Genomic DNA, 26,545 nt, shown 5'->3' on the forward strand with positions numbered 1-26,545 from the left:
TGTGGGAGCGAGCCTGCTCGCGAAAGTGATTTCAGCGGCTCAGATACATCCGCGTCGTCAGCAAATAGACCGGTAACCCCGACACCAGGATAAGCAGCGCCGCGTAAGGCGCCGCTGCCGCAAACTCGATGTTCGAGGTATGTGCCCAGACCGCTGTCGCCAGGGTGTTGAGCCCGGTCGGGCTGAGCAGCAAAGTAGCAGTCAGTTCTTTCATCGCGTCCAGGAACACCAGCGCAAATGCCGCCCCCAGCGCCGGGAAGATAATCGGCAAGGTCACCCGGCAAAACGCACTGAAAGACGAAGCCCCCAGCGTGCGAGCCGCCTCTTCCAGCTGCGGCGCGGCCTTGTTCAGCGCCGTGCGCACCGGCGCCTGGGCCAGCGGCAGGAACAGCAGCGCGTAGGCAATCAGCAGCAAACCCGAGGTCTGATAGAGCGCCGGCACATAGTGCAGCGCGAAATACACCAGGCTCAGGGCAATCACCAGGCCTGGCAGTGCATGCAGCAAATACGGCAGGCGTTCTGCCCATAGCGCCAGGCGCCCCTTGTGACGCACCACCAGCAGGCCGACCGGCACCGCGAGTACAAGGCACAGCGCGGCGCCGCCCAGTGACAGCGCCAGGGATGACAGCAGGGCTTCGCCGATCTCGCCCACCGGGAAGGCGGCGGAAGTGCCCACCGCCAGCCAATACACGAGCATCCCCAGCGGAATACCGCTGCCAATAACCGTCAATGCCGCGCAATACAGCTGGCCGAGGAGCGCCCAGGGGCCGAGTCGTACCTGTTCCGCGCGGCGTGCCGCGCCTTGTCCGGTGCGTACGTGGCGGCCCTTGCCGCGCACGCGCAATTCCAGCCACAACAGTGCCAGGCAAAGCACCAACAGCACCGCCGACAGCATGGCGGCATTGGCGTTGCTGAACTCCAGCTCGAATTGTTGATAGATCGCGGTGGTAAACGTTTGCAGTCCGATGATCGACAACGCGCCGAACTCCACCAGCATGTGCAAGGCAATCAATAGTGAGCCGGCCAGCAGCGAAGGCCAGAGCAATGGCAGGGTGACGCGAAAAAACACGCCCCTGCGATTTTGCCCCAGGGTTCGTGCGGACTCCTCAAGAGAGGGATCGAGATTGCGTAGCGTTGCCGCCACCGGCAGGAAAATCAGCGGATATTTGGACAGCGTCATGACCAGGATGGCCCCGCCCAGTCCTTCGAATTGCGCGCTGAGCGATACCCAGGTGAAGCTGCTGACAAACGCCGGCACTGCGAATGGCAGGCAGAGGATCACGCCCCAGACCCTGCGTCCCGGCAGATTGCTGCGCTCCAAAAGCCAGGCCAGGGACAGGCCGATCACGCCACAGGCCAGCGTGACACCGATCATCAGCGCCAAGGTGTTGCGCAGCAGGCCGAATACATAAGGCCGCCAGAGCAAGTGCAATGCTTCTGTCCAACCGGCCTGCCAGGCCTTCGCGATGACATACAAGAGCGGCAACGCGCTCAGCAGCACCAGCAGCAGAACCGGGAGCAGCAGACCGATCGACGGGCGCTTGCGCCGGGGGATATAGCTCCCCGCGACACGGGGAGCGTTCAGCGACGGTGTCATCAGTTCAGGCCGACTTCACGTTCCAGCTCCAGGGCTTCTTCAGCATTGCCGAGGTCGGCCGGGGTGACCTTTGGCGGTTCAAGTTCACTGAACGGCTTGAGGCCACGGTCCGACACCATGCCTTTGTGCAGCGGGTACTCGGCGGACGTCTGGGTAATCACGCGCTGGCCTTCTTCACTGGCCATGTAGGCGAGCAGTTGTTGGGCTTCCTTGGGGTGCTTGCTGGATTTTAGCGCGGCGGCGCTGGACACGGTCACCAGGCCACCGGCATCGCCTCCGGTGAAATAGTGCAGCCTGGAGTCGAGCTGGCCTTTCTCTCGCTGCAGCGCGAACCAGTAGTAATTATTCACCAGGACCGTTGCCACTTCGCCGTTTTCCACGGCCTTGAGGGCAACCATGTTGTTGCTGTAGACCTTGCCGAACGCGCGCAGCCCGGTGAGCCATTCCTCGGCGGCGTCCATCCCGTGCAACTTGATGATGGCGACGGCTTGCTCCTGGAACGCGCCGCTGGTTGGTACAAAGCCGACCTTGCCCTGCCATTGCGGCTGGGCGAAATCGAGGACGGTTTTCGGCAGATCTTTCTCGTCGATCAGTTTGGGGTTGTAGGCAACCACACGCACGCGGGCGGTCACGCCCATCCAGGTGCCATTGCTCGCAACATAATCCTTGGGTAGTACGTTGAGCGTGGCGTCGTCGATCTTCGCCAGCAGCCCTTGCTCGCCGAGCTTGTTCAAGGGCGGCGACTCTTCGGTGTAGATCACGTCGGCAGGAGAGCGCTCGCCTTCTTCGACAACCTGGCTGGCAAGCTGGTTGCTGCTGCCCTTGCGCACGTTGACGTGGATGCCGGTCTTGGCCTCGAAGGCCTTGGCCAGTTCATCGCCAACTTCTTTGTGCTGGCCGTTGTAGAGAGTCAGTTCCACCTTGTCGGCGGCTTGGGTGAGGGGCGTTGCGAGGGTCAGGCCGAGCAGGGTGCAGGTCAGGGCGCGGCGCAGGGTGGTTCGAAACATCATTCGCGGGGGTTCCTCACTGTCGTGTAGCAAAAACTTGTAACAATGATAAACGATATTGTTTCTCATGTGCGTCTTGACGATAAGTGGGGGAGTCTGCATGGCGAGGGAGCTTGTCCCCGCTGGGCTACGCAGCAGCACCCAGGCGTCTGATGAATTGATGGGGAGGGCTATGCCCTCCAGCGGGAGCAAGCTCCCTCGCCACAGGGCCTCTAGCCCGGAAACGCAAAAACCCGCTTTCGCGGGTTTTTGTGAGGTTCAAGGTACGTAAACCTTGAAGCTTGAATTGGTGCCCAGAAGAAGACTCGAACTTCCACGACCTTGCGGTCACCAGCACCTGAAGCTGGCGTGTCTACCAATTTCACCATCTGGGCAGTATCTTCAGCGTTGCCGCTGTTGATGTCGCGCACTATACGGAGCGCATTTTGATCTGTAAACCCCTGTTTTTGTTTTGGTAATTGCCAAAACGAAACGGCGGGGGCAAAAATGCAAAAACCCGCTTTCGCGGGTTTCTGTAAAAGCTCGCAGACATTATCTGCTGCTTGAAATTGGTGCCCAGAAGAAGACTCGAACTTCCACGACCTTGCGGTCACCAGCACCTGAAGCTGGCGTGTCTACCAATTTCACCATCTGGGCAATATCGACAACGTGTGTGCGTCGTCGATGGCGCGCACTATACGGAGCGTGTTTTTAACTGTAAACCCCTCGGTGCAAAAAAAAAGCTAAATTTCACGAGCGGTGCAATCACAGGCTTTAAAGGCGTGTCAAAAGGCTTTAGAAAAGGCATCTGACGCTTGAAATTTCCCGTTTCATTACGCCTATGCCAAACTAACCCGCATATAGACAAGGTGAAAACTCTCTAATGGCCGATTGGCAGTCCCTCGATCCCGAGGCCGCTCGTGAAGCGGAAAAATATGAAAACCCTATTCCTAGCCGCGAACTGATCCTGGCGCATCTCGCCGATCGGGGTTCGCCTGCTAGCCGTGAGCAGTTGGTCGAAGAATTCGGTCTGACCACCGAGGACCAGCTCGAGGCCCTGCGCCGCCGTCTGCGCGCCATGGAGCGCGACGCTCAACTGATCTATACCCGCCGTGGCACTTATGCTCCGGTCGACAAGCTCGATCTGATCCTGGGTCGTATTGCCGGGCACCGCGACGGCTTTGGCTTCCTGATTCCGGATGACGGCAGTGACGACCTGTTCATGAGCCCGGCGCAGATGCGCCTGGTGTTCGACGGCGACCGCGCCCTGGCCCGTGTTTCCGGCCTGGATCGCCGTGGGCGTCGTGAGGGTGTGATCGTCGAAGTGGTGTCCCGTGCCCACGAGACCATTGTCGGTCGTTATTTCGAAGAGGGCGGCATCGGTTTTGTCGTCGCCGACAACCCGAAGATCCAGCAGGAAGTGCTGGTGACGCCGGGCCGCAACGCCAACGCCCAGGTCGGTCAGTTCGTCGAGGTGAAGATCACCCACTGGCCAACCCCGCGCTTCCAGCCGCAAGGCGACGTGGTGGAAGTGGTCGGCAACTACATGGCTCCGGGCATGGAAATCGACGTTGCCCTGCGCACTTACGATATCCCCCACGTCTGGCCTGAGGCGGTGCTCAAGGAAGCTGCCAAGCTCAAGCCGGAAGTCGAAGAGAAGGACAAAGAGAAGCGCATCGACCTGCGTCATCTGCCGTTCGTCACCATTGACGGCGAAGACGCCCGGGACTTCGACGACGCGGTCTACTGCGAAGCCAAGCCAGGCAAGTTGCGCTTGTTCTCCGGCGGCTGGAAGTTGTACGTGGCGATTGCCGACGTCTCCAGCTACGTGAAGCTCGGCTCTGCATTGGATGCCGAGGCCCAGGTGCGCGGCAACTCGGTGTATTTCCCCGAGCGCGTCGTGCCGATGCTGCCCGAGCAGTTGTCGAACGGCCTGTGTTCGCTCAATCCCCAAGTCGATCGCCTGGCCATGGTTTGCGAGATGGATATCTCCAAATCCGGCGAGATGACCAACTACTGCTTCTATGAAGCGGTGATCCATTCCCATGCCCGCCTGACCTACAACAAGGTCAGTGCGATGCTGGAAACGCCGAAACTCGCCGAATCGCGCAAGCTGCGCGGCGAGTACACCGACGTGGTGCCGCACCTCAAGCAGCTCTACGCGCTGTACAAGGTATTGCTGGCGGCGCGTCACGTGCGGGGCGCGATCGATTTCGAAACCCAGGAAACCCGGATCATCTTCGGTACCGAGCGCAAGATCGCCGAGATCCGTCCGACGATTCGCAACGACGCCCACAAGCTGATCGAGGAATGCATGCTGGCGGCCAACGTGGCCACTGCCGAGTTCCTGAAGAAGCATGAAATTCCTGCGCTGTACCGCGTCCACGACGGTCCGCCGCCAGAGCGTCTGGAAAAATTGCGGGCATTCCTGGGCGAGCTTGGGCTGTCGTTGCACAAGGGCAAGGAAGGTCCGTCGCCGAAGGATTACCAGGCCTTGCTGGCAAGCATCAAGGATCGTCCGGACTTCCACCTGATCCAGACCGTGATGCTGCGTTCGCTGAGCCAGGCAGTGTACAGCGCCGACAACCAGGGCCACTTCGGCCTGAATTACGAAGCCTACACCCACTTCACTTCGCCGATCCGTCGCTACCCCGACCTGCTCACGCACCGGGCGATTCGCAGCGTGATCCACTCGAAGATGGACACCCCGCACGTCAAGCGTGCCGGCGCGATGACCATCCCCAAGGCGCGTATCTACCCGTACGACGAGGCGGCCCTGGAGCAGCTCGGCGAGCAATGCTCGATGAGCGAGCGACGTGCCGACGAAGCGACCCGCGACGTGGTGAACTGGCTCAAGTGCGAGTACATGAAGGATCGCGTGGGTGAGTCTTTCCCGGGCGTGATCACCGCCGTGACCGGTTTCGGCCTGTTCGTCGAGCTGACCGACATCTACGTCGAAGGCCTGGTGCATGTCACCGCGCTGCCGGGCGACTACTACCACTTCGATCCTGTGCATCACCGCCTGGCGGGCGAGCGCACCGGTCGCAGCTTCCGTCTTGGCGATACCGTTGAAGTGCGGGTGATGCGCGTCGATCTGGACGAGCGCAAGATCGACTTCGAGATGGCCGAAAAAACCATCAGCGCGCCGATCGGTCGCAAGAAGCGCGGCACCGAAACGGCTGCGCCAGCAACCAAGACCGCCGCCGAGCCTGCCCCGGCCAAGGCGGGGCGCCGTGGTTCGGCCAAGGAGAAGGCTGTCGAGGCCTATCGCCCTAGCGATGCGGCGGCGAAAAATGCCGAGTTGCGCAAAAGCCGTGAAATGAAACAGGCGTTGCTGGCCGAAGCCAAGAACGGTGGTAAAGCGGCGTCTGGGGGAAAGACCGGAAGGTCGACCCCGGACAAGGCGACCAGCAAGCCGAGCAAGCACCGTAAAGGTCCGCCGAAAGCGGGCTCGTCCCCAGCCAAAAGTGGCGGGACGCGTAAACCCAAGGGCAAGTCATGAGTCAGCTGGAAAAAATCTACGGTGTGCATGCCGTGGAGGCGCTGTTGCGTCACCACCCCAAGCGGGTCAAGCAGATCTGGTTGGCGGAAGGACGCAGCGATCCGCGTGTCCAGACGTTGATCGAGCTGGCGGGCGAGAATCGCGTGGCGGTCGGCCAGGCCGAGCGGCGTGAGATGGACGCCTGGGTTGAAGGCGTGCACCAGGGTGTCGTGGCCGAAGTCAGCCCGAGCCAGGTCTGGGGCGAGGCGATGCTCGACGAGCTGCTCGATCGCACCGAGGGCGCGCCCTTGCTGCTGGTGCTGGACGGCGTGACCGACCCGCACAACCTCGGCGCCTGCCTGCGTTCGGCGGATGCCGCCGGGGCGTTGGCGGTGATCGTGCCAAAAGACAAGTCGGCCACCCTGACCCCGGTAGTGCGTAAAGTCGCCTGCGGCGCGGCGGAAGTGATCCCGCTGGTGGCCGTGACCAACCTGGCGCGCACCCTGGAAAAACTCCAGCAGCGCGGCTTGTGGGTCGTCGGCACGGCGGGCGAGGCCGAGGTCAGCATCTATGACCAGGACCTGACCGGCCCGACCATCCTGATCATGGGCGCCGAAGGCAAGGGCATGCGCCGCCTGACCCGCGAGCATTGCGACTACCTGGTCAAGCTGCCGATGGCCGGCAGTGTCAGCAGTCTCAACGTCTCGGTTGCCACCGGCGTGTGCCTGTTCGAAGCCCAGCGCCAGCGTGGGGCCAAGGCTGCCGCCAAAAGGCCCTGATCCAGACGCGGTCAGAATGTGGGAGCGAGCTTGCTCGCGATGAGGGCCTGCCAGTGATGGAAATGTCGCCTGGCACGCCGCTATCGCGAGCAAGCTCGCTCCCACAGTGTTTTGTGTAGGGCAAGGAACGGCGCTGTTCAAATAATCGCCAATTGCCTTGCGCCGCCCTCGACCCTTCTCTACAATTGCGCCCCTTGCTGTGATGGCAGGCACTTATGTGTCTAGCGTCCTCAAGTCCATAAGTGTCATTCACTCCTTGTCTGACCGTTTTTGAGCGGCAGGCTACAACCCGTAAGGAGCATTCATGCGTCATTACGAAATCATCTTTTTGGTCCACCCGGATCAAAGCGAGCAAGTCGGCGGCATGGTTGAGCGTTACACCAAGCTGATCGAAGAAGACGGCGGCAAAATCCACCGTCTGGAAGATTGGGGCCGTCGTCAACTGGCCTACGCAATCAACAATGTTCACAAGGCTCACTACGTGATGCTGAACGTTGAGTGCACCGGCAAGGCCCTGGCCGAGCTGGAAGACAACTTCCGCTACAACGATGCAGTGATCCGTAACCTGGTCATCCGTCGCGAAGAAGCCGTCACCGGCCAATCCGAGATGCTCAAGGCTGAAGAAAACCGCAGTGAGCGCCGTGAGCGTCGCGACCGTCCTGAGCACTCTGACAGCGCCGATGGCGATGACAGCGATAGCGACAGCGACAACAGCGATAACGCTGACGAGTAATCCACGGACCTTTTAAGGAGCCAATCACATGGCACGTTTCTTCCGTCGTCGTAAATTCTGCCGCTTCACCGCTGAAGACGTGAAAGAGATCGATTACAAAGATCTCAACACTCTGAAAGCCTACGTATCCGAGACCGGCAAAATCGTTCCAAGCCGTATCACCGGTACCAAAGCACGTTATCAGCGTCAGCTGGCCACCGCTATCAAGCGCGCCCGCTTCCTGGCCCTGCTGGCCTACACCGACAGCCACGGCCGCTGAGACCGGGCAGTCGATACGTAGCAAAGGATTGAATGCATGCGCGCCTTAGCTGAGTTCATCATGCGCGGTCGTATGCAGGCCACTCTCGTAGTGGCTGGATGCGCGGCATTGCCGTTGTTGTATTGGTTGGGTGCTGCCGCGGTGAGTCTCGTACTCCTGCGGCGCGGATTGAGGGACGCCCTTGGCGTTCTTGCTCTGGGACTGCTGCCGGCCTTGCTCTGGTGGTTGTATTCCGCTGACCCGCGGGCACTGATGGTGCTGCTGGGGTCTTCGGCGCTGGCGTTGGTGTTGCGCGCCAGCGAATCCTGGAACCGCGTGCTGCTGGTCAGCATAGCGATGGGAGTGGTGTTTTCAGTGGTGCTCGGGGTGGCTTTCGCACCCCAGATCGAGATGCTCTCGCAGGCTTTGATAAAAATCCTGCCCGAGGCCCTCGGTGATCTCTACCAACAGATGTCGGCAGAGGAGCAGGCGCGTTTCGCGTCCCTGATCGCACCGGTCCTGACCGGCCTGATTGCGGCCTTGTTGCAAATCGTCAGTGTGCTGAGCCTGATTATCGGGCGCTACTGGCAAGCGTTGTTGTACAACCCGGGTGGTTTTGGTCGCGAATTTCGCGCCATTCGTTTCCCGCTCGGGCTGGCGATGTTACTGCTGGCGGGCATGCTCCTGGGGCCGAATTTCGGTCCGCAGATGGCCATGCTCACGCCGTTGTGCAGTGTACCGCTGGTGTTTGCCGCCCTGGCCCTGATTCACGGGCTTGTGGCGCAAAAGCGACTGGCCAGGTTCTGGCTGGTCGGGTTGTACGTCACGTTGTTGCTGTTCATGCAGCTGATCTATCCGTTGCTGGTGGTCCTGGCCATCGTCGACAGCCTGATTGATTTTCGCGGTCGTATGGCGCCGAAAGACGCCGACAACGCGAACGGTGAAGGTTAAAAGTTAGAGGATTTTCACATGCAACTGATCCTTCTGGAAAAAATCGCCAACCTGGGCAACCTGGGCGACAAAGTAAACGTTAAGGCCGGTTACGGCCGTAACTACCTGCTGCCTTTCGGCAAAGCCACCGCTGCGACCGCTGCCAACCTGGCTGCGTTCGAAGAGCGTCGCGCTGAGCTGGAAAAAGCCGCCGCAGACCGTAAGGCATCGGCTGAAAGCCGTGCTGCCCAACTGGCCGAGCTGGAAGTGACCATCACTGCCACCGCTGGCGACGAAGGCAAGCTGTTCGGTTCGATCGGTACTCACGACATCGCTGACGCACTGACCGCCTCCGGCGTTGAAGTTGCGAAAAGCGAAGTTCGTCTGCCGAACGGCACCATCCGCAACGTAGGTGAATTCGACGTAGCCGTGCACCTGCACGCCGAAGTTGAAGCCACCGTACGCGTTGTCGTGGTAGCAGCCTAAGCAACACCTGTCGGTTGGCACCCTCGGGCGCCAACCGGTAACATCGGGCACGATCCTGTCTACAGGTCGTGCCCTTTGTCTTTCTGCAATTCCTGATTTTCATAACCTGACGTGGCCATGAACGAAATCACCGCCCCCGAGCAATACGATCTGCAAACCGCTGCCTTGAAGGTGCCTCCGCATTCCATCGAGGCCGAACAGGCCGTGCTCGGTGGTCTGATGCTGGACAACAACGCCTGGGAACGCGTGCTTGATCAAGTCTCCGACGGCGATTTCTATCGGCATGACCACCGCCTGATTTTCCGCGCGATCGCCAAGTTGGCAGATCAGAACATGCCGATCGACGTCGTGACCCTGGCCGAGCAATTGGACAAGGAAGGTCAGACATCCCAGGTCGGCGGCCTCGGTTACCTCGGCGAACTGGCGAAAAACACGCCGTCGGTCGCCAACATCAAGGCCTACGCCCAGATCGTGCGCGAGCGGGCGACCTTGCGCCAGTTGATCGGCATCAGCACTGAGATTGCCGACAGTGCGTTCAACCCGGAAGGTCGCACCGCCGCTGAGATTCTCGACGAAGCCGAGCGGCAGATCTTCCAGATCGCCGAGGCGCGGCCGAAGACCGGCGGCCCGGTGAGCGTCAACGACCTGCTGACAAAGGCCATCGACCGCATCGACACCTTGTTCAACACCGACAACGCCATTACCGGCCTGTCCACCGGCTACACCGACCTCGACGAGAAGACCAGCGGCCTGCAGCCGTCCGACTTGATCATCGTCGCCGGCCGTCCGTCCATGGGGAAGACCACCTTTGCGATGAACCTGGTGGAAAACGCCGTGCTACGCAGCGAAAAGGCTGTGCTGGTGTACTCCCTCGAGATGCCAGGCGAATCGCTGATCATGCGTATGCTTTCGTCCCTCGGGCGTATCGACCAGACCAAGGTCCGTTCCGGCCAGCTGGAAGACGACGATTGGCCGCGCCTCACCTCGGCGGTGAACCTGCTCAACGACCGCAAGCTGTTCATCGACGATACCGCCGGTATCAGCCCGTCGGAAATGCGCGCCCGAACCCGTCGCCTGGTGCGTGAGCACGGCGAGGTCGGGCTGATCATGATCGACTACCTGCAGTTGATGCAGATCCCCGGTTCCAGCGGCGACAACCGGACCAACGAGATTTCCGAGATCTCCCGTTCCCTCAAGGCCCTGGCCAAGGAATTCAACTGCCCAGTCGTTGCCCTTTCGCAGTTGAACCGTTCCCTGGAACAGCGCCCCAACAAGCGTCCAGTGAACTCGGACTTGCGGGAATCCGGAGCGATCGAGCAGGACGCCGACGTCATCATGTTCGTCTACCGCGACGAGGTGTATCACCCCGAGACGGAACACAAGGGCATTGCCGAAATCATCATCGGCAAGCAGCGGAACGGCCCGATCGGCTTTATCCGCCTGGCGTTTATCGGCAAATACACGCGCTTCGAAAACCTGGCGCCGGGTAGCTACAATTTTGATGATGACGAGTAGATCTGTTCGCTTGACCCGCCTTTGTGGCGAGGGAGCTTGCTCCCGCTGGGCTGCGTAGCAGCCCCCCAGTTTGCACATGTAATCCAGGTGTGCCGGGGATCCGGCTGCTGTGCAGCCGGGCGGGAGCAAGCTCCCTCGCCACAATTGGTTATTTTTTGTGCTATATTCCGCGCCCGCGATTTTTCATCTTCTATACCGGTCATCGACATGCAAGCAGCCAAGCCGTTATTTGACTATCCCAAGTACTGGGCCGAATGTTTCGGCCCAGCGCCGTTCCTGCCGATGAGCAGGGAGGAGATGGATCAGCTCGGCTGGGATTCGTGCGACATCATCATCGTGACCGGTGATGCCTACGTCGATCATCCGTCGTTCGGCATGGCGATCATTGGCCGCCTGCTGGAAGCCCAGGGCTTTCGCGTTGGCATCATTGCCCAGCCGAACTGGCAGTCCAAAGACGACTTCATGAAGCTCGGCGAGCCCAACCTGTTCTTCGGCGTCGCGGCCGGCAACATGGACTCGATGATCAACCGCTACACCGCCGACAAGAAAATCCGTTCCGATGACGCCTACACGCCGGGCGGTTTGGCGGGCAAGCGGCCGGACCGTGCGAGCCTGGTCTACAGCCAGCGCTGCAAGGAAGCCTACAAGCACGTGCCCATCGTACTCGGCGGTATCGAAGCGTCCCTGCGCCGCATCGCCCATTACGATTACTGGCAGGACCGGGTGCGCAATTCGATCCTGATCGACGCCTGCGCCGACATCCTGCTCTACGGCAACGCCGAGCGGGCGATTGTCGAAGTCGCCCAGCGCCTGTCCTACGGCCACAAGATCGAAGACATCACCGACGTGCGCGGCACCGCGTTCATCCGTCGCGACACGCCGCAAGGCTGGTACGAAGTCGATTCCACGCGCATCGACCGTCCGGGCAAGATCGACAAGATCATCAACCCGTACGTGAATACCCAGGATACGCAAGCCTGCGCCATCGAGCAGGAGAAAGGGCCGGTCGACGACCCGAGCGAAGCCAAGGTCGTACAGATCCTGGCGAGCCCGAAGATGACCCGCGACAAGACCGTGATCCGCCTGCCGTCGGTGGAAAAGGTCCGTGGCGACGCGGTGCTCTACGCCCACGCCAACCGCGTGTTGCACCTGGAAACCAACCCGGGCAACGCCCGTGCCCTGGTGCAGAAGCACGGCGACGTCGACGTCTGGTTCAACCCGCCGCCCATTCCGATGACCACTGAAGAAATGGACTACGTGTTTGGCATGCCTTACGCGCGTGTCCCGCATCCGGCGTATGGCAAGGAAAAAATCCCCGCCTACGACATGATCCGTTTCTCGGTGAACATCATGCGCGGCTGCTTTGGCGGCTGCACCTTCTGCTCGATCACCGAGCATGAAGGTCGAATCATCCAGAACCGTTCCGAAGAGTCGATCATTCGTGAGATCGAAGAGATCCGCGACAAGGTCCCTGGTTTCACCGGGGTCATTTCCGACCTCGGCGGCCCGACCGCGAACATGTACCGCATCGCCTGCAAGAGCCCGGAAATCGAATCCGCGTGCCGCAAGCCGTCCTGCGTGTTCCCAGGCATCTGCCCGAACCTCAATACCGACCACTCGTCGCTGATCCAGCTGTACCGCAGCGCCCGGGCGTTGCCTGGGGTGAAGAAGATCCTCATTGCCTCCGGCCTGCGTTACGACCTGGCGGTCGAGTCGCCGGAGTACGTCAAGGAGTTGGTGACCCACCACGTCGGCGGTTACCTGAAGATCGCCCCGGAGCACACCGAGGAAGGTCCGCTCAACCAGATGATGAAGCCGGGCATCGGCAGCTATGACAAATTCAAGCGGATGTTCGAGAAGTACACCAAGGAAGCCGGGAAAGAGCAGTACCTGATTCCGTACTTCATCGCGGCTCACCCGGGCACTACCGACGAAGACATGATGAACCTGGCGCTGTGGCTCAAGGGCAACGGCTTCCGGGCCGACCAGGTGCAGGCGTTCTATCCGTCGCCGATGGCCACGGCCACCGCGATGTACCACTCGGGCAAGAACCCGCTGCGCAAGGTCACCTACAAGAGCGACGCGGTGACCATCGTCAAGAGCGAAGAGCAGCGCCGCCTGCACAAGGCATTCCTGCGTTATCACGACCCGAAAGGCTGGCCGATGCTGCGCGAAGCGCTGACCCGCATGGGCCGCGCCGACCTGATCGGGCCGGGCAAGAACCAGTTGATCCCGCTGCACCAGCCGGCGACCGACAGCTACCAGAGCGCTCGTCGCAAGAACTCGACGCCGGCTGGCAGCCATAAGGTGGGCAAGGAAACCACCAAGATCCTGACCCAGCACACCGGTTTGCCACCGCGCGCGAGCGACGGCGGTAACGCCTGGGACAAACGCGAGCAAGCCAAGGCCGCTGCGTTCGCCCGTAATCAGAAGGCTGCCAAGGAGCGCAAGGATGCGGCCAAGGGCAAGGGACCGAAGCCTGCGCGCAAGCCGGTTGTGCCGCGCTGATCGCCCCGCCCGGTTGCAAGACGCCAGCCTGAGTGCTGGCGTTTTGCTTTCTAGCGGCAGTGCTGGCCGTTTGTTATCGTGGCGCCCGCCAAACGGCGTAACGGCGGATAACATAGCTTTTGTGGCGAGGGAGCTTGCTCCCGCTGGGCTGCGAAGCGGCCCCAAACAATCCCATGCAATGTTCCCAGGCAGACCGTGCCGGCCGGTTTACGACGGCTTCGCCGCCGAGCGGGAGCAAGCTCCCTCGCCACAGGTGTTCGATGTGGATAAAGGCCCACTTTCCGATTCTCAAGGACGATTCATATGAGTACCCCTTTGCCGGGCATCGGCATGGATAACAGCATTTCCCAGCGAATGGCTCGCCAGCGCATCGAAAGCCAGATCAACCTGCCACGATTGTTCGCCGCCATTGACGCCGATCCCGGCATCGTCGGTGCCGGTGTGGTGTATATCGACGCTGAGTTCAACGTGGTGACTTTGCGCGAGTTCAAGCCCATTTGCAGCATCAAGCCAAAGCGAATCATTTTGCGCGAGGCGCAGAAATATATTGCGCCGGCTCAGTTTGCTCAGCAGGTGCAGGACAATCCACGGGAATCACGACTGGTTGGCGAAGCGATCAATACCTCGTTGTCGTGCGCTGGGGCCGTTATCGGTTGGGTAGTGGTACTCAGCGGTTCCGTTGCTATTCCATTCTCTGCGGGGGCCAGCACTGCAATCGCTGTTCTGGGTTACACCGCCGCTGCGGCCAGCACGGCGCAGTGTTTTACCAGCGGTTATCGCATGCGCAATGAAATGGTTAACCCCGCCCGAAATGATCAGCTCGATAGTGAAGAGTGGTACCAGTACACCATGATCGCATTGGACGCTGCGTCGTTGGTTGGGGTTGGAGCATCGTCGCTGACGACGCTCAAACTGGTCAGATTGAACAAAGCTGCGACGGGCAAAAGTGTGCGGGAAGTACTTCGGGGATTGAATCGTCAGGAGCGAGCCAAACTCACCAAAGAATTGCTGAGTATCAATGACCCGCGCTTGACCTCCAAATTGCTCAAATTGAAACAACTGTCTGGCGAGCTACCCAAGCGTTTTACGTCCACTCAAATCAAGCATGCCACGGTCACGCAGATTCGGGATGCTTTGGGAGCTGCCATCGGCTTCACCGGAAGCGCGATTTCTGGGAATGTCCGGACTATTGCTGTAGGGCTGTATGAGGAGATTGAGGAGTGAGTGTCCAGCCCAGCATCCGCCAATTTCTGTCGCAATATTTTCCGGTCTTCATAGGCGCGATATTCGCATCGATTTTTTCTTTGGTTTTTGCTGTTCCACTGTTTTTTGATAGCTATTTTGGGACGCTATCAATGGCGGATAACGTGAAGTGGTCTTTCTGGGGGGGCATCACGCTTACGCTTGTTGTGGTGCATTGCAACTTCATGATTGCGCGCGGACGTCCATTCTGGGTATGGCCGTTGGTAGGGGTGTCTGGGTTGTGTTTTTTATGTGTATTACCCACTATCGAATATCGACCTGATTCGCTGATCTACAGTTTGAGTTTATTTTTTCCATCGGTTGCTCTGTTGCTGCTCAACAGCAAACGCCACCGGGAAATGCGCCGCAAGCTCGTCGAAATCCGCCACCAGCGTGAACGCATCATCCAATCCGCCAAGGCCTCGCGTCCGCGCCGTTGAGTCGATTCGCTACCGCCCGCGCCGCATTTATGTGCGGCCGTTGCAGATCAATACAGGCATCGCGCGGTTTTAGTGCTCTACTGCCCTGAGTAGACGTAGAAAGTGTCCGACCTGCCTGCATGGCATAAGTCTTGCGCCGCTTTCGATAACGCCCAGGCTCCGCAGGAGGCACGCCGTGTCGATCCATGTCGCTTTGCACCATGTCACACACTATCGCTACGAGCGCGCTGTCGAACTCGGTCCGCAGATCGTGCGGCTGCGCCCGGCCGCCCATAGCCGTACGCGCATTCTTTCGTATGCGCTGAAAGTCTCGCCCGATCAGCACTTCATCAATTGGCAACAAGACCCTCAGGGCAATTACCTGGCGCGGCTGGTGTTCCCGGAAAAGACCGATGAGCTGCGGGTCGAGGTCGATCTGGTCGCCGAGATGGCGGTGTTCAATCCATTCGATTTTTTCCTTGAGCCCTACGCCGAGAAGATTCCGTTTGCCTATGCCGCCGACGAAAAACACGAGCTGATGCCCTATCTGGAAAAGCTGCCGCTGACGCCGAGATTCAAGGCTTATCTGGACGGCATCGACCGCACGCCACTGCCGGCGGTGGACTTCCTGGTGGCGTTGAACCAGCGCCTGAGCGAAGACATCAGTTACCTGATCCGCATGGAGCCCGGCGTGCAGACGCCGGAGCACACCCTGGAACATGCGTCCGGTTCCTGCCGGGATTCGGCCTGGCTGCTGGTGCAACTGTTGCGTCATCTGGGCCTGGCGGCGCGGTTTGTCTCCGGTTACCTGATCCAGTTGACCGCCGATGTGAAAAGCCTCGACGGTCCGTCCGGTACGGAAGTGGACTTCACCGACCTGCACGCCTGGTGCGAGGTGTACCTGCCCGGCGCCGGCTGGATCGGTCTGGACGCCACGTCCGGGTTGTTCGCCGGCGAAGGGCATATCCCCTTGGCGTGTAGTCCCGATCCGTCCTCGGCAGCGCCGATCAGCGGCCTGGTGGAACCTTGCGAGTGCCAGTTCAGCCACGAAATGTCCGTCGAGCGAATCTGGGAGGCGCCACGGGTCACCAAGCCATACACCGAAGAGCAATGGCAGGCGATCCAGGCGTTGGGCCGGCAGATCGACAGCGACCTGCTGGAGGGCGACGTGCGCCTGACCATGGGCGGCGAGCCGACCTTCGTTTCCATCGACGATCCGGACGGCGCCGAGTGGAATACCGCAGCGCTCGGCCCGGACAAGCGTCGCCTCTCCGCCGAGTTGTTCCAGCGCATGCGCAAGCACTACGCGCCCGAGGGGTTGGTGCACTTCGGCCAGGGCAAGTGGTACCCCGGCGAGCAATTGCCGCGGTGGTCGCTCAACTGTTATTGGCGGCGTGACGGCGTGCCGATCTGGCGCGACAACGCGCTGATCGCCGATGAACAGCAGGACTACGGCGCCGATGGCGAACTGGCCGGGCGCTTCCTGGCGAGTGTCGCCGAACGCCTGAATATTCCCGCGCGGTTCGTCTTCGCGGCCTACGAAGATAATTTCCATTACCTCTGGCGCGAGGGTAATTTGCCTTCGAACGTGACAGCCGAGGACCCTCGGCTCGAGGATCCCCTGGAGCGGGCGCGGTTGCGCAAGGTCTTCAGCCAGGGCCTGGACAAAGTGGTCGGCCAGGTCCTGCCATTGGCGCGCACCGCCAAGGGCGATCAATGGCAAAGCGGCCGCTGGTATTTGCGCGACAGCCATTGTCGGCTGGTGCCGGGCGATTCGCCGCTGGGCTATCGCTTGCCGCTGGCGTCGCAGCCATGGGTAACGGCAGCCGAGTATCCGTTCATCCATCCCACCGACCCGAACCAGGACTTGCCCGAGTTGCCTGGCACCGAGCAGCTCACCCATCACGGCGAGCCGGCCCTGGAACAGGAGTGCGCGCCGAAAATCGACGAATCGGCCGATTGGCTGACGCGCACTGCGTTCTGTGCCGAGGCCAGGGAAGGGCGGCTCTATCTGTTCATGCCGCCGCTGGAGCGGGTCGAGGATTACCTGGAACTGGTCAGCGCCATCGAGGCAACAGCCGAAGAACTGGGCTGCCCTGTGCTGCTGGAAGGCTACGAGCCGCCGAGCGATCCGCGCCTGAGCAATTTTCGCATCACGCCTGACCCGGGCGTCATCGAGGTCAACGTGCAACCGTCGGCGACCTGGGATGAGCTGGTCGAGCGCACCGAGTTTCTTTACGAGCAGGCGCGGCTGAACCGGCTGACCACCGAAAAATTCATGATCGACGGTCGACACACCGGCACCGGTGGCGGCAACCATTTCGTCCTGGGCGGCGCGACGCCGGCTGACTCGCCCTTCCTGCGTCGTCCCGACTTGCTGCGCAGCCTGATCAGCTACTGGCATAACCATCCGTCGTTGTCCTACCTGTTTTCCGGACTGTTCATCGGCCCGACGTCCCAGGCGCCCCGCGTGGACGAGGCGCGCAACGACGCGTTATATGAACTGGAGATCGCCTTCGCGCAAATGCCCGAGCCTGGCGAAGCGTGCCCGCCCTGGCTGGTGGACCGATTGCTGCGCAACCTGTTGATCGACGTGACCGGTAATACCCACCGCGCCGAGTTCTGCATCGACAAGCTCTATTCACCGGACGGCGCCACCGGGCGTCTCGGCTTGCTGGAGCTGCGCGCTTTCGAAATGCCGCCCCACGCCCGCATGAGCCTGGCCCAGCAGTTGCTGCTGCGGGCGCTGGTGGCGCGGTTCTGGCGTGAACCCTACGCGCCGGCGAAACTGGCGCGCTGGGGTACTGAGCTGCACGATCGCTTCTTGCTGCCGCATTTCATCGAGCAGGATTTTGCCGATGTCATCGACGATCTCAATGTCGCCGGTTATCCGCTGCGGGCCGAGTGGTTCGCCGCGCACCTGGAGTTCCGCTTTCCCAAGGTCGGCGATTACGCGGTCAATGGTATTGAGCTGCAGTTGCGTCAGGCGCTGGAACCCTGGCATGTGCTGGGAGAGGAGGGCACGGCGGGCGGCACCGTACGCTACGTGGACTCGTCCCTGGAGCGCTTGCAGGTCAAGCTCAGCGGCCTGGCTCCACAACGTTATCTGCTGACTTGCAACGGCGTACCGGTGCCCTTGCAACCCACCGGTCGAGTCGGTGAGTTCGTCGCCGGGGTACGTTTCCGCGCCTGGCAACCGGCCAACTGCCTGCAACCGACCATCCCGGTCCATGCACCGCTGGTATTCGATGTGCTCGACACCTGGATGCAACGTTCGCTGGGCGGCTGCCAGTACCACGTGGCGCATCCGGGCGGGCGCAACTATGACAGCCTGCCGGTCAACGCCAACGAAGCGGAGAGCCGGCGGATGGCGCGTTTCTTCCGGATCGGACACACGCCTGGGAAACTTCCGATACCGAACCTGGCAACGGATGACGAATTTCCCTTCACTCTTGATCTGCGACGCTTCCAAGGGGCATTGAAACGATAGATTTACCCTGTGGCGAGGGAGCTTGCTCCCGCCGGGCTGCGCAGCGGCCCCAGGATTTTACGGTCGCTGCGCAACCGAGCGGGAGCAAGCTCCCTTTCCACAATGATTGCCCTGAGGCCTCTTGCCGGATTCAGCTCAAACATACCTATCCGGGTGTCATCTGCCTGCGCTAGTCTCACCTTTCATTGCCGTCCTGCCGAGCTTTCCATGCCTGACCTGCTTGACCGTTACCCGTTGACGACGGGCACCTATCACGAATTGCTGGATGACAGCGGTGCGGTGCGTGCGCATTGGCGGCGGCTGTTCGACCAATTGCAGCGCAGCACGCCGGCTCAGTTGATCCAGCGCCAGGCATTGCTCGCCCGGCAGATCCAGGAAAACGGCGTCACCTATAACGTCTATGCAGACCCCAAGGGAGCTGATCGGCCTTGGGAGCTGGACCTGTTGCCCCATGTCATCGACGCTCGGGAGTGGACGCAACTGTCGGCCGGCATCGCCCAGCGGGCACGCTTGCTTAATGCCGTGCTGGCCGACCTGTACGGGCCGCAGCTGCTGATCAGCGAGGGGCTGTTGCCGGCAGAGCTGGTGTTTGGGCACAACAATTTTCTTTGGCCCTGCCAGGGCATCACACCGCCAGACGGCAACTACCTGCACTTGTATGCCGTGGATCTGGCGCGCGCGCCCGACGGCCGCTGGTGGGTGACTGCGGATCGGACCCAGGCGCCCTCGGGCGCCGGTTATGCGTTGGAAAATCGCACCATCGTGTCGCGGGCCTTCCCCGACCTTTATCGCGACCTCAAGGTGCAGCACCTGTCCGGTTTCTTCCGCACGTTGCAAGAGACCCTGGCGCGACAGGCTCCCAGCAACGGCGAGCCGCCGCTGGTGGTACTGCTGACGCCTGGTCGGTTCAACGAAAGCTACTTCGAACACCTCTATCTGGCGCGCCAGCTCGGCTATCCGCTGGTGGAAGGCGGCGACCTGACCGTCCGCGACGCCACGGTCTATCTGAAGACTCTCAGCGGGCTGCGTCGGGTCCACGCGATCATGCGTCGGCTCGACGATGATTTCTGCGACCCGCTGGAGTTGCGCACCGATTCGGCCCTGGGCGTGCCGGGATTGCTGGAGGCGGTGCGTCAGGGGCGGGTGCTGGTGGCCAATGCGCTGGGTAGCGGAGTCCTGGAGTCTCCCGGGCTCTTGGGATTCCTGCCGAAAATAAGTCAGTTTCTTTTCGGTGAAGAGCTGATGCTGCCCTCCATCGCTACCTGGTGGTGCGGAGAGCCGCCGGTGCTGGCCCAGGCCCTGGAGAAATTGCCGCAGTTGTTGATCAAGCCGGCGTTTCCATCCCAGAGCTTCACGCCGGTATTCGGTCGTGACCTGGACGAAGACCAGCGCGCTCAATTGGCCGCACGCATGCAGGCGCGGCCCTATGCCTATGTTGCTCAGGAACTGGCGCAACTGTCCCAGGCGCCGGTATGGCAGGCCGAAGACGGCCAGATCCAGCCCCGAGCCATTGGCATGCGGGTTTATGCGGTGTCCGGCAAAGACGATTATCGAGTGCTGCCGGGAGGCCTGACCCGCGTGGCCGCCGAGGCTGATGCCGAAGTGGTGTCGATGCAGCGCGGAGGCGCCAGCAAGGACACTTGGGTACTTGGCGAGCAGGCGCCCGGCGGTGAGCAATGGAAGGCCCAGCGAACCGTGGGCGTGCATGATCTGGTGCGCCGCGATCCCTATCTGCCGTCTCGTGTGGTGGAAAACCTGTTCTGGTTTGGCCGCTACTGCGAACGTTGCGATGACAGCGCCCGTCTGCTGCGGATCATGCTGGCGCGCTATGTCGATGGCGATGATCCGCAGGCCTTGCAATCGGCGGTTGCCCTGGGCGAGAGCCTGATGTTGTTGCCGGAGGAGGGCGAGTTGCCCGAGCGCCTGCTGGCGGCCATGCTCGGGGATGACTGGTCGTTCAGCCTGCGCTCCAATCTGCAGCGCTTGCAGTGGGCGGCCTCGCAGGTCCGTGGCAAGCTGTCCCGGGAGAACTGGCAGGCACTGGTGGAACTGCAACGCGAAGCCGTGGAGCTGGAAACCAGCGAGCCGGACTTCGGTGAGCTGCTGGATTTTCTCAATCGACTGGTGATGTCCCTGGCCGCGTTGTCCGGGTTCGCCCTGGACGACATGACCCGCGACGAGGGCTGGCGTTTCCTGATGATCGGACGGCGCCTGGAGCGTCTGCAATTTCTCAGCAGCAGCCTGGCGGCATTCCTGCGCGGCGAGGCGGTTTTCGATCAGGCCGGGCTGGAATGGTTGCTGGAGTTGGGCAACAGCAGCATCACCTACCGTTCGCGATACCTGGCGGTGGCGCAGCTGATCCCGGTGCTCGATCTTCTGTTGCTGGACGAACAGAACCCTCACGCAGTGCTCTTCCAGTTGAAACTGGTGGCGCGCACCGTCAAGCGTCTGAACGACGATTTTGGCGCGCCGAGAGAAACCGCCCTGCCGGAACTGGTGGCGCGACTGTCGCGCTTTGACCTGCGCTGCCTGGAGAGTCTTTTGTTTGGCGAAGCCAGCCTGCGCGCGGCGCTCGACGGTCTGGCCGATCTGCTGCAGGAAGTCGCCGATGTCAGCGGGCAGGTGTCCGATCGCCTGGCCTTGCGCCATTTCGCCCATGTTGACGACGTCAGCCAGCGCACGGTATCCGTCTGATGAATGCCCGTTACCAGATCCTTCACGACACCCACTATCATTACGACAGCCCGGTGTCCCTCGCCCAGCAACTGGCGCATCTATGGCCGCGGCCCTGTGAATGGCAGCGCTGTACCGAACGACAACTGACCATCAGCCCGGAGCCCACGACCCGTCGCGATGAACAGGATGTGTTCGGCAATCCGCTGACCCGCCTGGCCTTCGAGCGGCCCCACGATGAGCTGTTGGTCAATGCCCGCCTGAGCGTCGAGGTGCTGGCGCGCCCGCCACTGGATTTCGGTTCATCGCCCGCCTGGGAATCCACTCGTCATGCATTGACCTACAGCGGCCGGCCGCTGACGGCGCAGTTGCTGGATGCATGCCGCTATCGTTTCGAGTCACCCTATGTGCACCTCAAGCGCAGCTTCGTCGAGTTTTCCGAAAGTTGTTTCCCGGTTGGTCGTCCGTTGATGCTCGGCGTCCAGGCGCTGATGGAAAAAATCTTCGAGGAGTTCACTTTCGACGCGGAGGCCACCCAGGTCGCGACACCGCTGGTGGAAGTGCTGGAGCGACGCCGGGGCGTCTGCCAGGATTTTGCCCACTTGATGCTGGCCTGCGTACGTTCTCGCGGATTGGCGGCGCGTTACGTCAGCGGCTATCTGTTGACCCAGCCACCCCCCGGCCAGGCTCGATTGATTGGTGCCGATGCGTCTCACGCCTGGATTTCGGTGTTTTGCCCGGTGCTGGGATGGGTGGATTTCGATCCGACCAACAACGTGCAACCGTCCCTGGAGCACATCACCCTGGCCTGGGGCCGGGATTTTTCCGATGTGTCGCCTTTGCGCGGGGTGATTCTGGGGGGCGGTACCCATGACCCGGAAGTACGGGTGACGGTGATGCCGTTGGAACAGTGACCTGATGTTCCAATGAACACCTGTGGCGAGGGAGCTTGCTCCCGCTCGGTTGCGCAGCGACCGTAAAGTCTTTGGACCGCTTCGCGGCCCAGCGGGAGCAAGCTCCCTCGCCACAGGGGAACTGACTGACAATGAGACTTTTATATGTTCCCGGTTTCCATCAAAGGCGTACTGCAATCTCCCGACGGCCTAGTCGTGCTGATGCTCAACGAACGGGACGAATGGGAGTTGCCCGGTGGGCGGATCGAGCTGGGCGAAACGCCGCCGCAGTGCCTGGCACGGGAAATCGCCGAGGAGCTGGCGGTCGAGGTCAGCGTGGGCGAACCGCTGGATTCGTATCTGTTCGAGGTGATTCCCGGCAAGCACGTGTTCATCTCCACTTACCGCTGCCAGTTGCTGGGCGGTTTCGTGCCGACGATCAGTCATGAGCACAAGGAGATCGGGCTGTTCGAGCCAAGCCAGTTGCCAGCGAACCTGCCTGCGGGTTATCGCTTGTCGATTATCAACGCGCTGGGGTTGTGAGGGCCGGCAGCGAGGCTGCCGGCCCTGGACACAAAACCGTGGGGCCGGATCGGATCATCGGGCCCTGGAGGAGTCAGGCGTCGGGGGCCTGGTCTTTCGGTGCATCTGCATCATCGTCTGCCGCCACTTCACCTTCAGCATCGAGGTTCAGTGCTGCTTCATCGGCGGTGGCTTTCTTGCGCTGGAGCTTTTCCTCTTTCTTCTGCTCCTTGGCCAGGTCTCTCTGACGTTTGGCGAAGGAATAATTGGGTTTGGCCATGGGCGATCCTCTGGGGTCGAAGGTGAGGTTGAGCGGCGCGTATTCTGCCCTGTATCGGGGTCGAGCCGTTAGCTGGGTTTTTGCTCGGCCCATTTCGGCGGTACCGAGGGTTGCCATTCATCCAGCGCATCGAGCAGGTCATGGGCCGAGTCGCTCACTTGCAGCATGTCACGATGCGGCGCGCGGACGAAGCCTTCACCGACGATGTGATCGAGGAAACCGGTGAGTTTGCTGTAGAAACCATTCACTTCCAGCAGCCCCAGCGGTTTAGCGTGGTAGCCGAGCTGGCCCCAGGTCCACACTTCGAAAAGTTCTTCCAGGGTGCCGAGGCCGCCGGGAAGGGCGATGAATGCGTCGCTGAGTTCAGCCATGCGGGCCTTGCGCGCATGCATGCCGTCCACCACTTCCAGGCGGGTCAGGCCACTGTGGCCGATTTCCTTGTCTTTCAGGCTTTGCGGGATGATGCCTATCACTTCGCCGCCAGCCGCGAGGGCTGCATCGGCGACGATTCCCATCAGGCCGACCGCGCCGCCGCCGTAGACCAGGGTCAGTTTTCGCTCCGCCAGTGCCTGCCCCAGGGCCTGAGCCGCTTCGCGATAGGCCGGATGGCTGCCGGTGCTGGCGCCGCAAAATACACAAACAGACGATATGGACATGCTTTACTCCGTGATCGCTAACCGGTCCAGAGTAAAGCCTGCCCCTTGTTGCGCAAAGAATTAAACCTCGCGCCGGGGTTTTTCGTAGGTGCCGCTGGCGCCGCAAGCGTAGGCGGCGAGCAGGCTGCATAACAGGCTGTTGAGGTTCATGACGGTTGCTCCAGAGGTGATGGAGCCGATCGTAACGGGCGAGTCATACTTGTGGCTGGTTGATTCTGTCCATCAGGCTGATAGTCTTAAGTTGTATACAATCTTAGACACGGGTCATAGGAACTTGCTGGAAAATCAGGCAGTCTTCCCCTTTGACGGATTTTTGTTAACCATGCCTTGGAGATTCATGATGTTCGCCAAACTTGTAGCAGTATCCCTGTTGACACTGGCCAGCAGCCAACTGATGGCAGCGGAGTGCAAGACCACCATCGATTCCACCGACCAGATGTCCTTCAATACCAAGGCCATCGAAATCGACAAGAGCTGCAAGACCTTCACCGTTGAGCTGACTCATTCCGGCAACCTGCCAAAAAACGTCATGGGTCATAACTGGGTGCTGAGCAAAGAGGCTGACATGCAGCCGATCGCCACGGACGGTCTGGCCGCTGGCATTGACAAGGATTACCTGAAGGAAGGTGATGCTCGCATCATCGCCCACACCAAAATCATCGGCGCCAAGGAAACCGACTCGGTGACCTTTGATGTTTCGAAATTGAGTGCTTCCGAGAAGTACGGTTTCTTCTGCTCGTTCCCGGGCCACATCTCGATGATGAAAGGCACGGTCACTCTGAAGTAATCAAATTTCCGGCACAAAAAAAGCGCCCCCGTGCAGGGCGCTTTTTTTATACTTGGTAAATACCCGACCCCTGTGGGAGCGAGCCTGCTCGCGAAAGCGGTGTGTCAGTCAGCAACGATGTCGCTGATGCGACGCCTTCGCGAGCAGGCTCGCTCCCACAGGTGATATCAGACCACCGTGGTGATCACGGAGCGTACGGCAACACTCGCTTGTGCTCGGTCTTGCGGTAGGTTTCGCAAATGATCCTGGCCGCCTCTTCGCGAATCGGTTGGCCCTGCAGGAAGGCGTCGATCTCGCCGTAGGTCACCCCATGGGCGGCTTCATCCGGCTTGCCCGGCGACAGGTCTTCCAGATCAGCGGTGGGGACTTTTTCCACCAGCGACTCCGGCGCGCCGAAGTCCCGGGCGATGGCCCGGACCTGGTTTTTCACCAAGCCGCTCAGCGGGGCCAGGTCACAGGCGCCGTCACCGAACTTGGTGAAGAAGCCCATGACCGCTTCGGCCGCGTGATCGGTGCCGATCACCAGGCCTTGCTCCGCGCCTGCGATGGTGTATTGCGCCACCATGCGCATCCGTGCCTTGGTATTGCCCAACACGAAATCCCGCGAACCCGGCGCCTTGCCTTCGAATGCCAGGACTTCCTTCGCCAATGCCTTGACCGCCGGACCGATGTTGACGGTATGGCGCTCGTCCGGCTCGATGAAATCGACGCAGGCCTGGGCTTCGTGCTCATCGAACTGGGTTTCGTACGGCAGGCGCACGGCGATGAAGCGGTACGCCGAATTGCCGGTTTTTTCCCGCAGCTCGCGCACGGCACGTTGGGCCAGCAGGCCGGCGGTCAACGAGTCGACCCCACCGCTGATACCCAGCACCAGGCTCTTGAGACCCGAGTTGACGAGGCAGTCTTGAATGAAGCTCACCCGGCGCGCGATTTCGGCCTTGAGGGCGGCGTCATCGGCGAACGGTGGCTGGACCTTGAGCTGTTCAGCAATCTCACGCTGTACGGCTTGCATGAATTCACTCCTTGCTTGATGTGCCAGAAAGGGCGGCAGGTACTTGGAAAACATGTCGCATATAGGCGACGAAATTCGGGTCCTTGCAGTGGGTCTTGCCGGGCTCGTCGGAAATCTTGGCCACGGGTTGCCCGTCACAGCTGATCATTTTAAGCACGATGCTCATCGGCTCCACGCCTGGAATGTCGCAGGTCAGGTTGGTCCCGATACCGAAGCTCACATTAATGCGACCACGCAAGGCGCGGAAAATATCCAGGCATTTGGGCAATGTCAGGCTGTCGGAGAACACCAGGGTCTTGCTCATCGGGTCGATGCCCAGTTTGTGGTAGTGGGCAATGGCCTTTTCAGCCCAGATGACCGGATCCCCCGAATCATGGCGCAAACCGTCGAACAGCTTGGCGAAGAACAGATCGAAGTCCTTGAGGAACGCATCCATGGTGATGCAGTCGGTCAGCGCGATGCCCAGCAGGCCTCGGTATTCACGAACCCAGCAGTCGAGCGCGGCGATCTGGCTGTCGATCAGTCGCGGGCCCAGCTGCTGGTGGGCCATGATCCATTCGTGAGCCATGGTGCCCAAGGGCTTCATGTCCAGCTCTCGGGACAGGTGCACATTGCTGGTGCCGACGAAGCGGCCGGGGAAGTCGTGCTTGAGCACGTTCACCACTTCTTCCTGGACACGGTAGGAAAACCGGCGGCGAGTACCGAAGTCGGCCACTTGCAGTTCGGACAATTCGTCGGCACTGGCGTTGGCCGTCAGCCAGTCGAACTTGCGATAAAGCTGCTCTCGCGCCTGTTCCAGGACGACTTCACGGTAGCGATAACGGTTGCGCACCTCGCTGACGATGGCCAGCAGCGGTACTTCGAACAGGATGACGTGCAGCCAGGGCCCGCGCAGACGGATAAACAGCTCGCCGTTATCGATGCCGGTGTGCACATAGCGCAGGTTGAAGCGAAACAAGCCCAGGAAGCGCAGGAAATCCGGCTTGAGGAAGCTGATACGCTCGAGAAAGCCCAGCTGGTCGGCGCTCAGGCTCAGCTCGGCGAGGCGTTCGATCTGGAAACGAATTTCCGCGAGGTAAGGGCGCAGGTCTTCGCTGTTGCGGCAACGAAACTCCCATTCCACCTCGACGTTGGGGTAGTTGTGCAGCACCGCCTGCATCATCGTCAGCTTGTAGAAGTCGGTGTCGAGCAGGTTCTGCACGATGCGATCGGCAAACACGCTCTCGCTCATAATGGGAATCTCCAGACGGGTGCTGCGGCGTGCGGCAGTTCGTGTTCAAAGGTCTAGTGGCGCATAACCGTGATGGTTATTGCCAGT

General features: G+C 60.9%; 21 protein-coding genes and 2 tRNA genes. 15 read left to right on the forward strand and 8 right to left on the reverse strand.

The genetic code is table 11. From position 1 onward, the window contains the following. Window positions 1–31: 31 nt before the first annotated feature. From J3P91_RS02615 to J3P91_RS02630, 4 genes are all read right to left on the reverse strand, one after another. Complete coding sequence (locus J3P91_RS02615; protein ID WP_434602659.1) at window positions 32–1,597, reverse strand: ABC transporter permease; 1,566 nt, start codon at window positions 1,595–1,597, stop codon at window positions 32–34. Then, window positions 1,597–2,607 carry an extracellular solute-binding protein gene (locus J3P91_RS02620; protein ID WP_434602660.1) on the reverse strand — a complete coding sequence of 337 codons (1,011 nt, stop codon included), beginning with the start codon at window positions 2,605–2,607 and terminating at the stop codon, window positions 1,597–1,599. The genes J3P91_RS02615 and J3P91_RS02620 overlap by 1 nt, the downstream gene beginning before the upstream one ends. 284 nt (window positions 2,608–2,891) lie before the next feature. Next, window positions 2,892–2,978: transfer RNA gene (locus J3P91_RS02625), tRNA-Leu, on the reverse strand. 175 nt (window positions 2,979–3,153) lie between these two features. Further along, window positions 3,154–3,240 (reverse strand) — tRNA-Leu (locus tag J3P91_RS02630). 226 nt (window positions 3,241–3,466) lie between these two features. Between J3P91_RS02630 and rnr the strand changes: the two genes are divergently transcribed. From rnr to J3P91_RS02700, 14 genes are all read left to right on the forward strand, one after another. Next, entirely contained in the window at window positions 3,467–6,085 is a 2,619-nt protein-coding gene (gene rnr, locus J3P91_RS02635; RefSeq protein ID WP_434602661.1) for a ribonuclease R, read from the forward strand. After that, window positions 6,082–6,843, forward strand: coding sequence for a 23S rRNA (guanosine(2251)-2'-O)-methyltransferase RlmB (gene rlmB, locus J3P91_RS02640; protein WP_434602662.1), 762 nt, complete (start codon window positions 6,082–6,084; stop codon window positions 6,841–6,843). Before rnr ends, rlmB begins: the two co-directional genes overlap by 4 nt. Window positions 6,844–7,147: 304 nt before the next feature. Continuing rightward, window positions 7,148–7,576 (forward strand): 30S ribosomal protein S6, encoded by a 429-nt coding sequence (gene rpsF / locus J3P91_RS02645; protein WP_003186395.1) that lies wholly within the window; start codon window positions 7,148–7,150, stop codon window positions 7,574–7,576. A gap of 28 nt (window positions 7,577–7,604) precedes the next feature. After that, entirely contained in the window at window positions 7,605–7,835 is a 231-nt protein-coding gene (gene rpsR / locus J3P91_RS02650; RefSeq protein WP_002551829.1) for a 30S ribosomal protein S18, read from the forward strand. A 36-nt stretch (window positions 7,836–7,871) separates the two neighbouring features. Continuing rightward, window positions 7,872–8,765: a hypothetical protein gene (locus tag J3P91_RS02655; RefSeq protein ID WP_305497181.1), complete on the forward strand. Its 894-nt coding sequence runs from the start codon at window positions 7,872–7,874 to the stop codon at window positions 8,763–8,765. A gap of 18 nt (window positions 8,766–8,783) precedes the next feature. Further along, the gene (gene rplI, locus J3P91_RS02660; protein ID WP_003186385.1) at window positions 8,784–9,230 is read left to right on the forward strand and encodes a 50S ribosomal protein L9; all 447 of its coding nucleotides are present in this window, start codon (window positions 8,784–8,786) and stop codon (window positions 9,228–9,230) included. A gap of 117 nt (window positions 9,231–9,347) precedes the next feature. Next, entirely contained in the window at window positions 9,348–10,745 is a 1,398-nt protein-coding gene (dnaB, locus tag J3P91_RS02665; RefSeq protein ID WP_014336312.1) for a replicative DNA helicase, read from the forward strand. Window positions 10,746–10,952: 207 nt separating this feature from the next. Next, a complete protein-coding gene (locus J3P91_RS02670) occupies window positions 10,953–13,253 on the forward strand; it encodes a YgiQ family radical SAM protein (RefSeq protein WP_434569995.1) in 2,301 nt (766 codons plus the stop codon). A 303-nt stretch (window positions 13,254–13,556) separates the two neighbouring features. Next, complete coding sequence (locus J3P91_RS02675; RefSeq protein WP_434569994.1) at window positions 13,557–14,477, forward strand: NAD synthetase; 921 nt, start codon at window positions 13,557–13,559, stop codon at window positions 14,475–14,477. Further along, window positions 14,474–14,935: a hypothetical protein gene (locus J3P91_RS02680; RefSeq protein ID WP_434602663.1), complete on the forward strand. Its 462-nt coding sequence runs from the start codon at window positions 14,474–14,476 to the stop codon at window positions 14,933–14,935. The genes J3P91_RS02675 and J3P91_RS02680 overlap by 4 nt, the downstream gene beginning before the upstream one ends. A 175-nt stretch (window positions 14,936–15,110) precedes the next feature. After that, window positions 15,111–18,404, forward strand: a complete 3,294-nt coding sequence (locus J3P91_RS02685; RefSeq protein WP_434602664.1) for a DUF2126 domain-containing protein — start codon at window positions 15,111–15,113, stop codon at window positions 18,402–18,404. A 207-nt stretch (window positions 18,405–18,611) separates the two neighbouring features. Further along, on the forward strand, window positions 18,612–21,098 hold the full coding sequence (locus J3P91_RS02690) for a circularly permuted type 2 ATP-grasp protein (protein ID WP_434602665.1): 2,487 nt from the start codon (window positions 18,612–18,614) through the stop codon (window positions 21,096–21,098). After that, window positions 21,098–21,991 (forward strand): transglutaminase family protein, encoded by an 894-nt coding sequence (locus J3P91_RS02695; protein WP_434602666.1) that lies wholly within the window; start codon window positions 21,098–21,100, stop codon window positions 21,989–21,991. The genes J3P91_RS02690 and J3P91_RS02695 overlap by 1 nt, the downstream gene beginning before the upstream one ends. A gap of 144 nt (window positions 21,992–22,135) precedes the next feature. Next, complete coding sequence (locus J3P91_RS02700; RefSeq protein ID WP_305497168.1) at window positions 22,136–22,513, forward strand: NUDIX hydrolase; 378 nt, start codon at window positions 22,136–22,138, stop codon at window positions 22,511–22,513. A gap of 73 nt (window positions 22,514–22,586) precedes the next feature. Here J3P91_RS02700 and J3P91_RS02705 read toward each other — a convergent pair whose 3' ends face one another. After that, the gene (locus J3P91_RS02705; protein WP_434602667.1) at window positions 22,587–22,772 is read right to left on the reverse strand and encodes a hypothetical protein; all 186 of its coding nucleotides are present in this window, start codon (window positions 22,770–22,772) and stop codon (window positions 22,587–22,589) included. Between the two features lie 68 nt (window positions 22,773–22,840). Next, entirely contained in the window at window positions 22,841–23,428 is a 588-nt protein-coding gene (locus J3P91_RS02710) for a TIGR00730 family Rossman fold protein (RefSeq protein ID WP_434569989.1), read from the reverse strand. Between the two features lie 340 nt (window positions 23,429–23,768). Here J3P91_RS02710 and azu point away from each other — a divergent pair, with 340 nt between their 5' ends. Next, the gene (gene azu, locus J3P91_RS02715) at window positions 23,769–24,215 is read left to right on the forward strand and encodes an azurin (protein ID WP_434574295.1); all 447 of its coding nucleotides are present in this window, start codon (window positions 23,769–23,771) and stop codon (window positions 24,213–24,215) included. Window positions 24,216–24,399: 184 nt separating this feature from the next. Here the strand turns inward: azu and nadE are convergent, their stop codons facing one another. Continuing rightward, complete coding sequence (gene nadE / locus J3P91_RS02720; protein WP_434602668.1) at window positions 24,400–25,227, reverse strand: ammonia-dependent NAD(+) synthetase; 828 nt, start codon at window positions 25,225–25,227, stop codon at window positions 24,400–24,402. A 4-nt stretch (window positions 25,228–25,231) separates the two neighbouring features. After that, window positions 25,232–26,458 (reverse strand): nicotinate phosphoribosyltransferase, encoded by a 1,227-nt coding sequence (gene pncB, locus J3P91_RS02725; protein ID WP_305497159.1) that lies wholly within the window; start codon window positions 26,456–26,458, stop codon window positions 25,232–25,234. Between the last annotated feature and the right edge of the window lie 87 nt (window positions 26,459–26,545).

The sequence above is a fragment of the Pseudomonas sp. Z4-7 genome (assembly GCF_051131965.1).
Lineage (GTDB): Bacteria > Pseudomonadota > Gammaproteobacteria > Pseudomonadales > Pseudomonadaceae > Aquipseudomonas.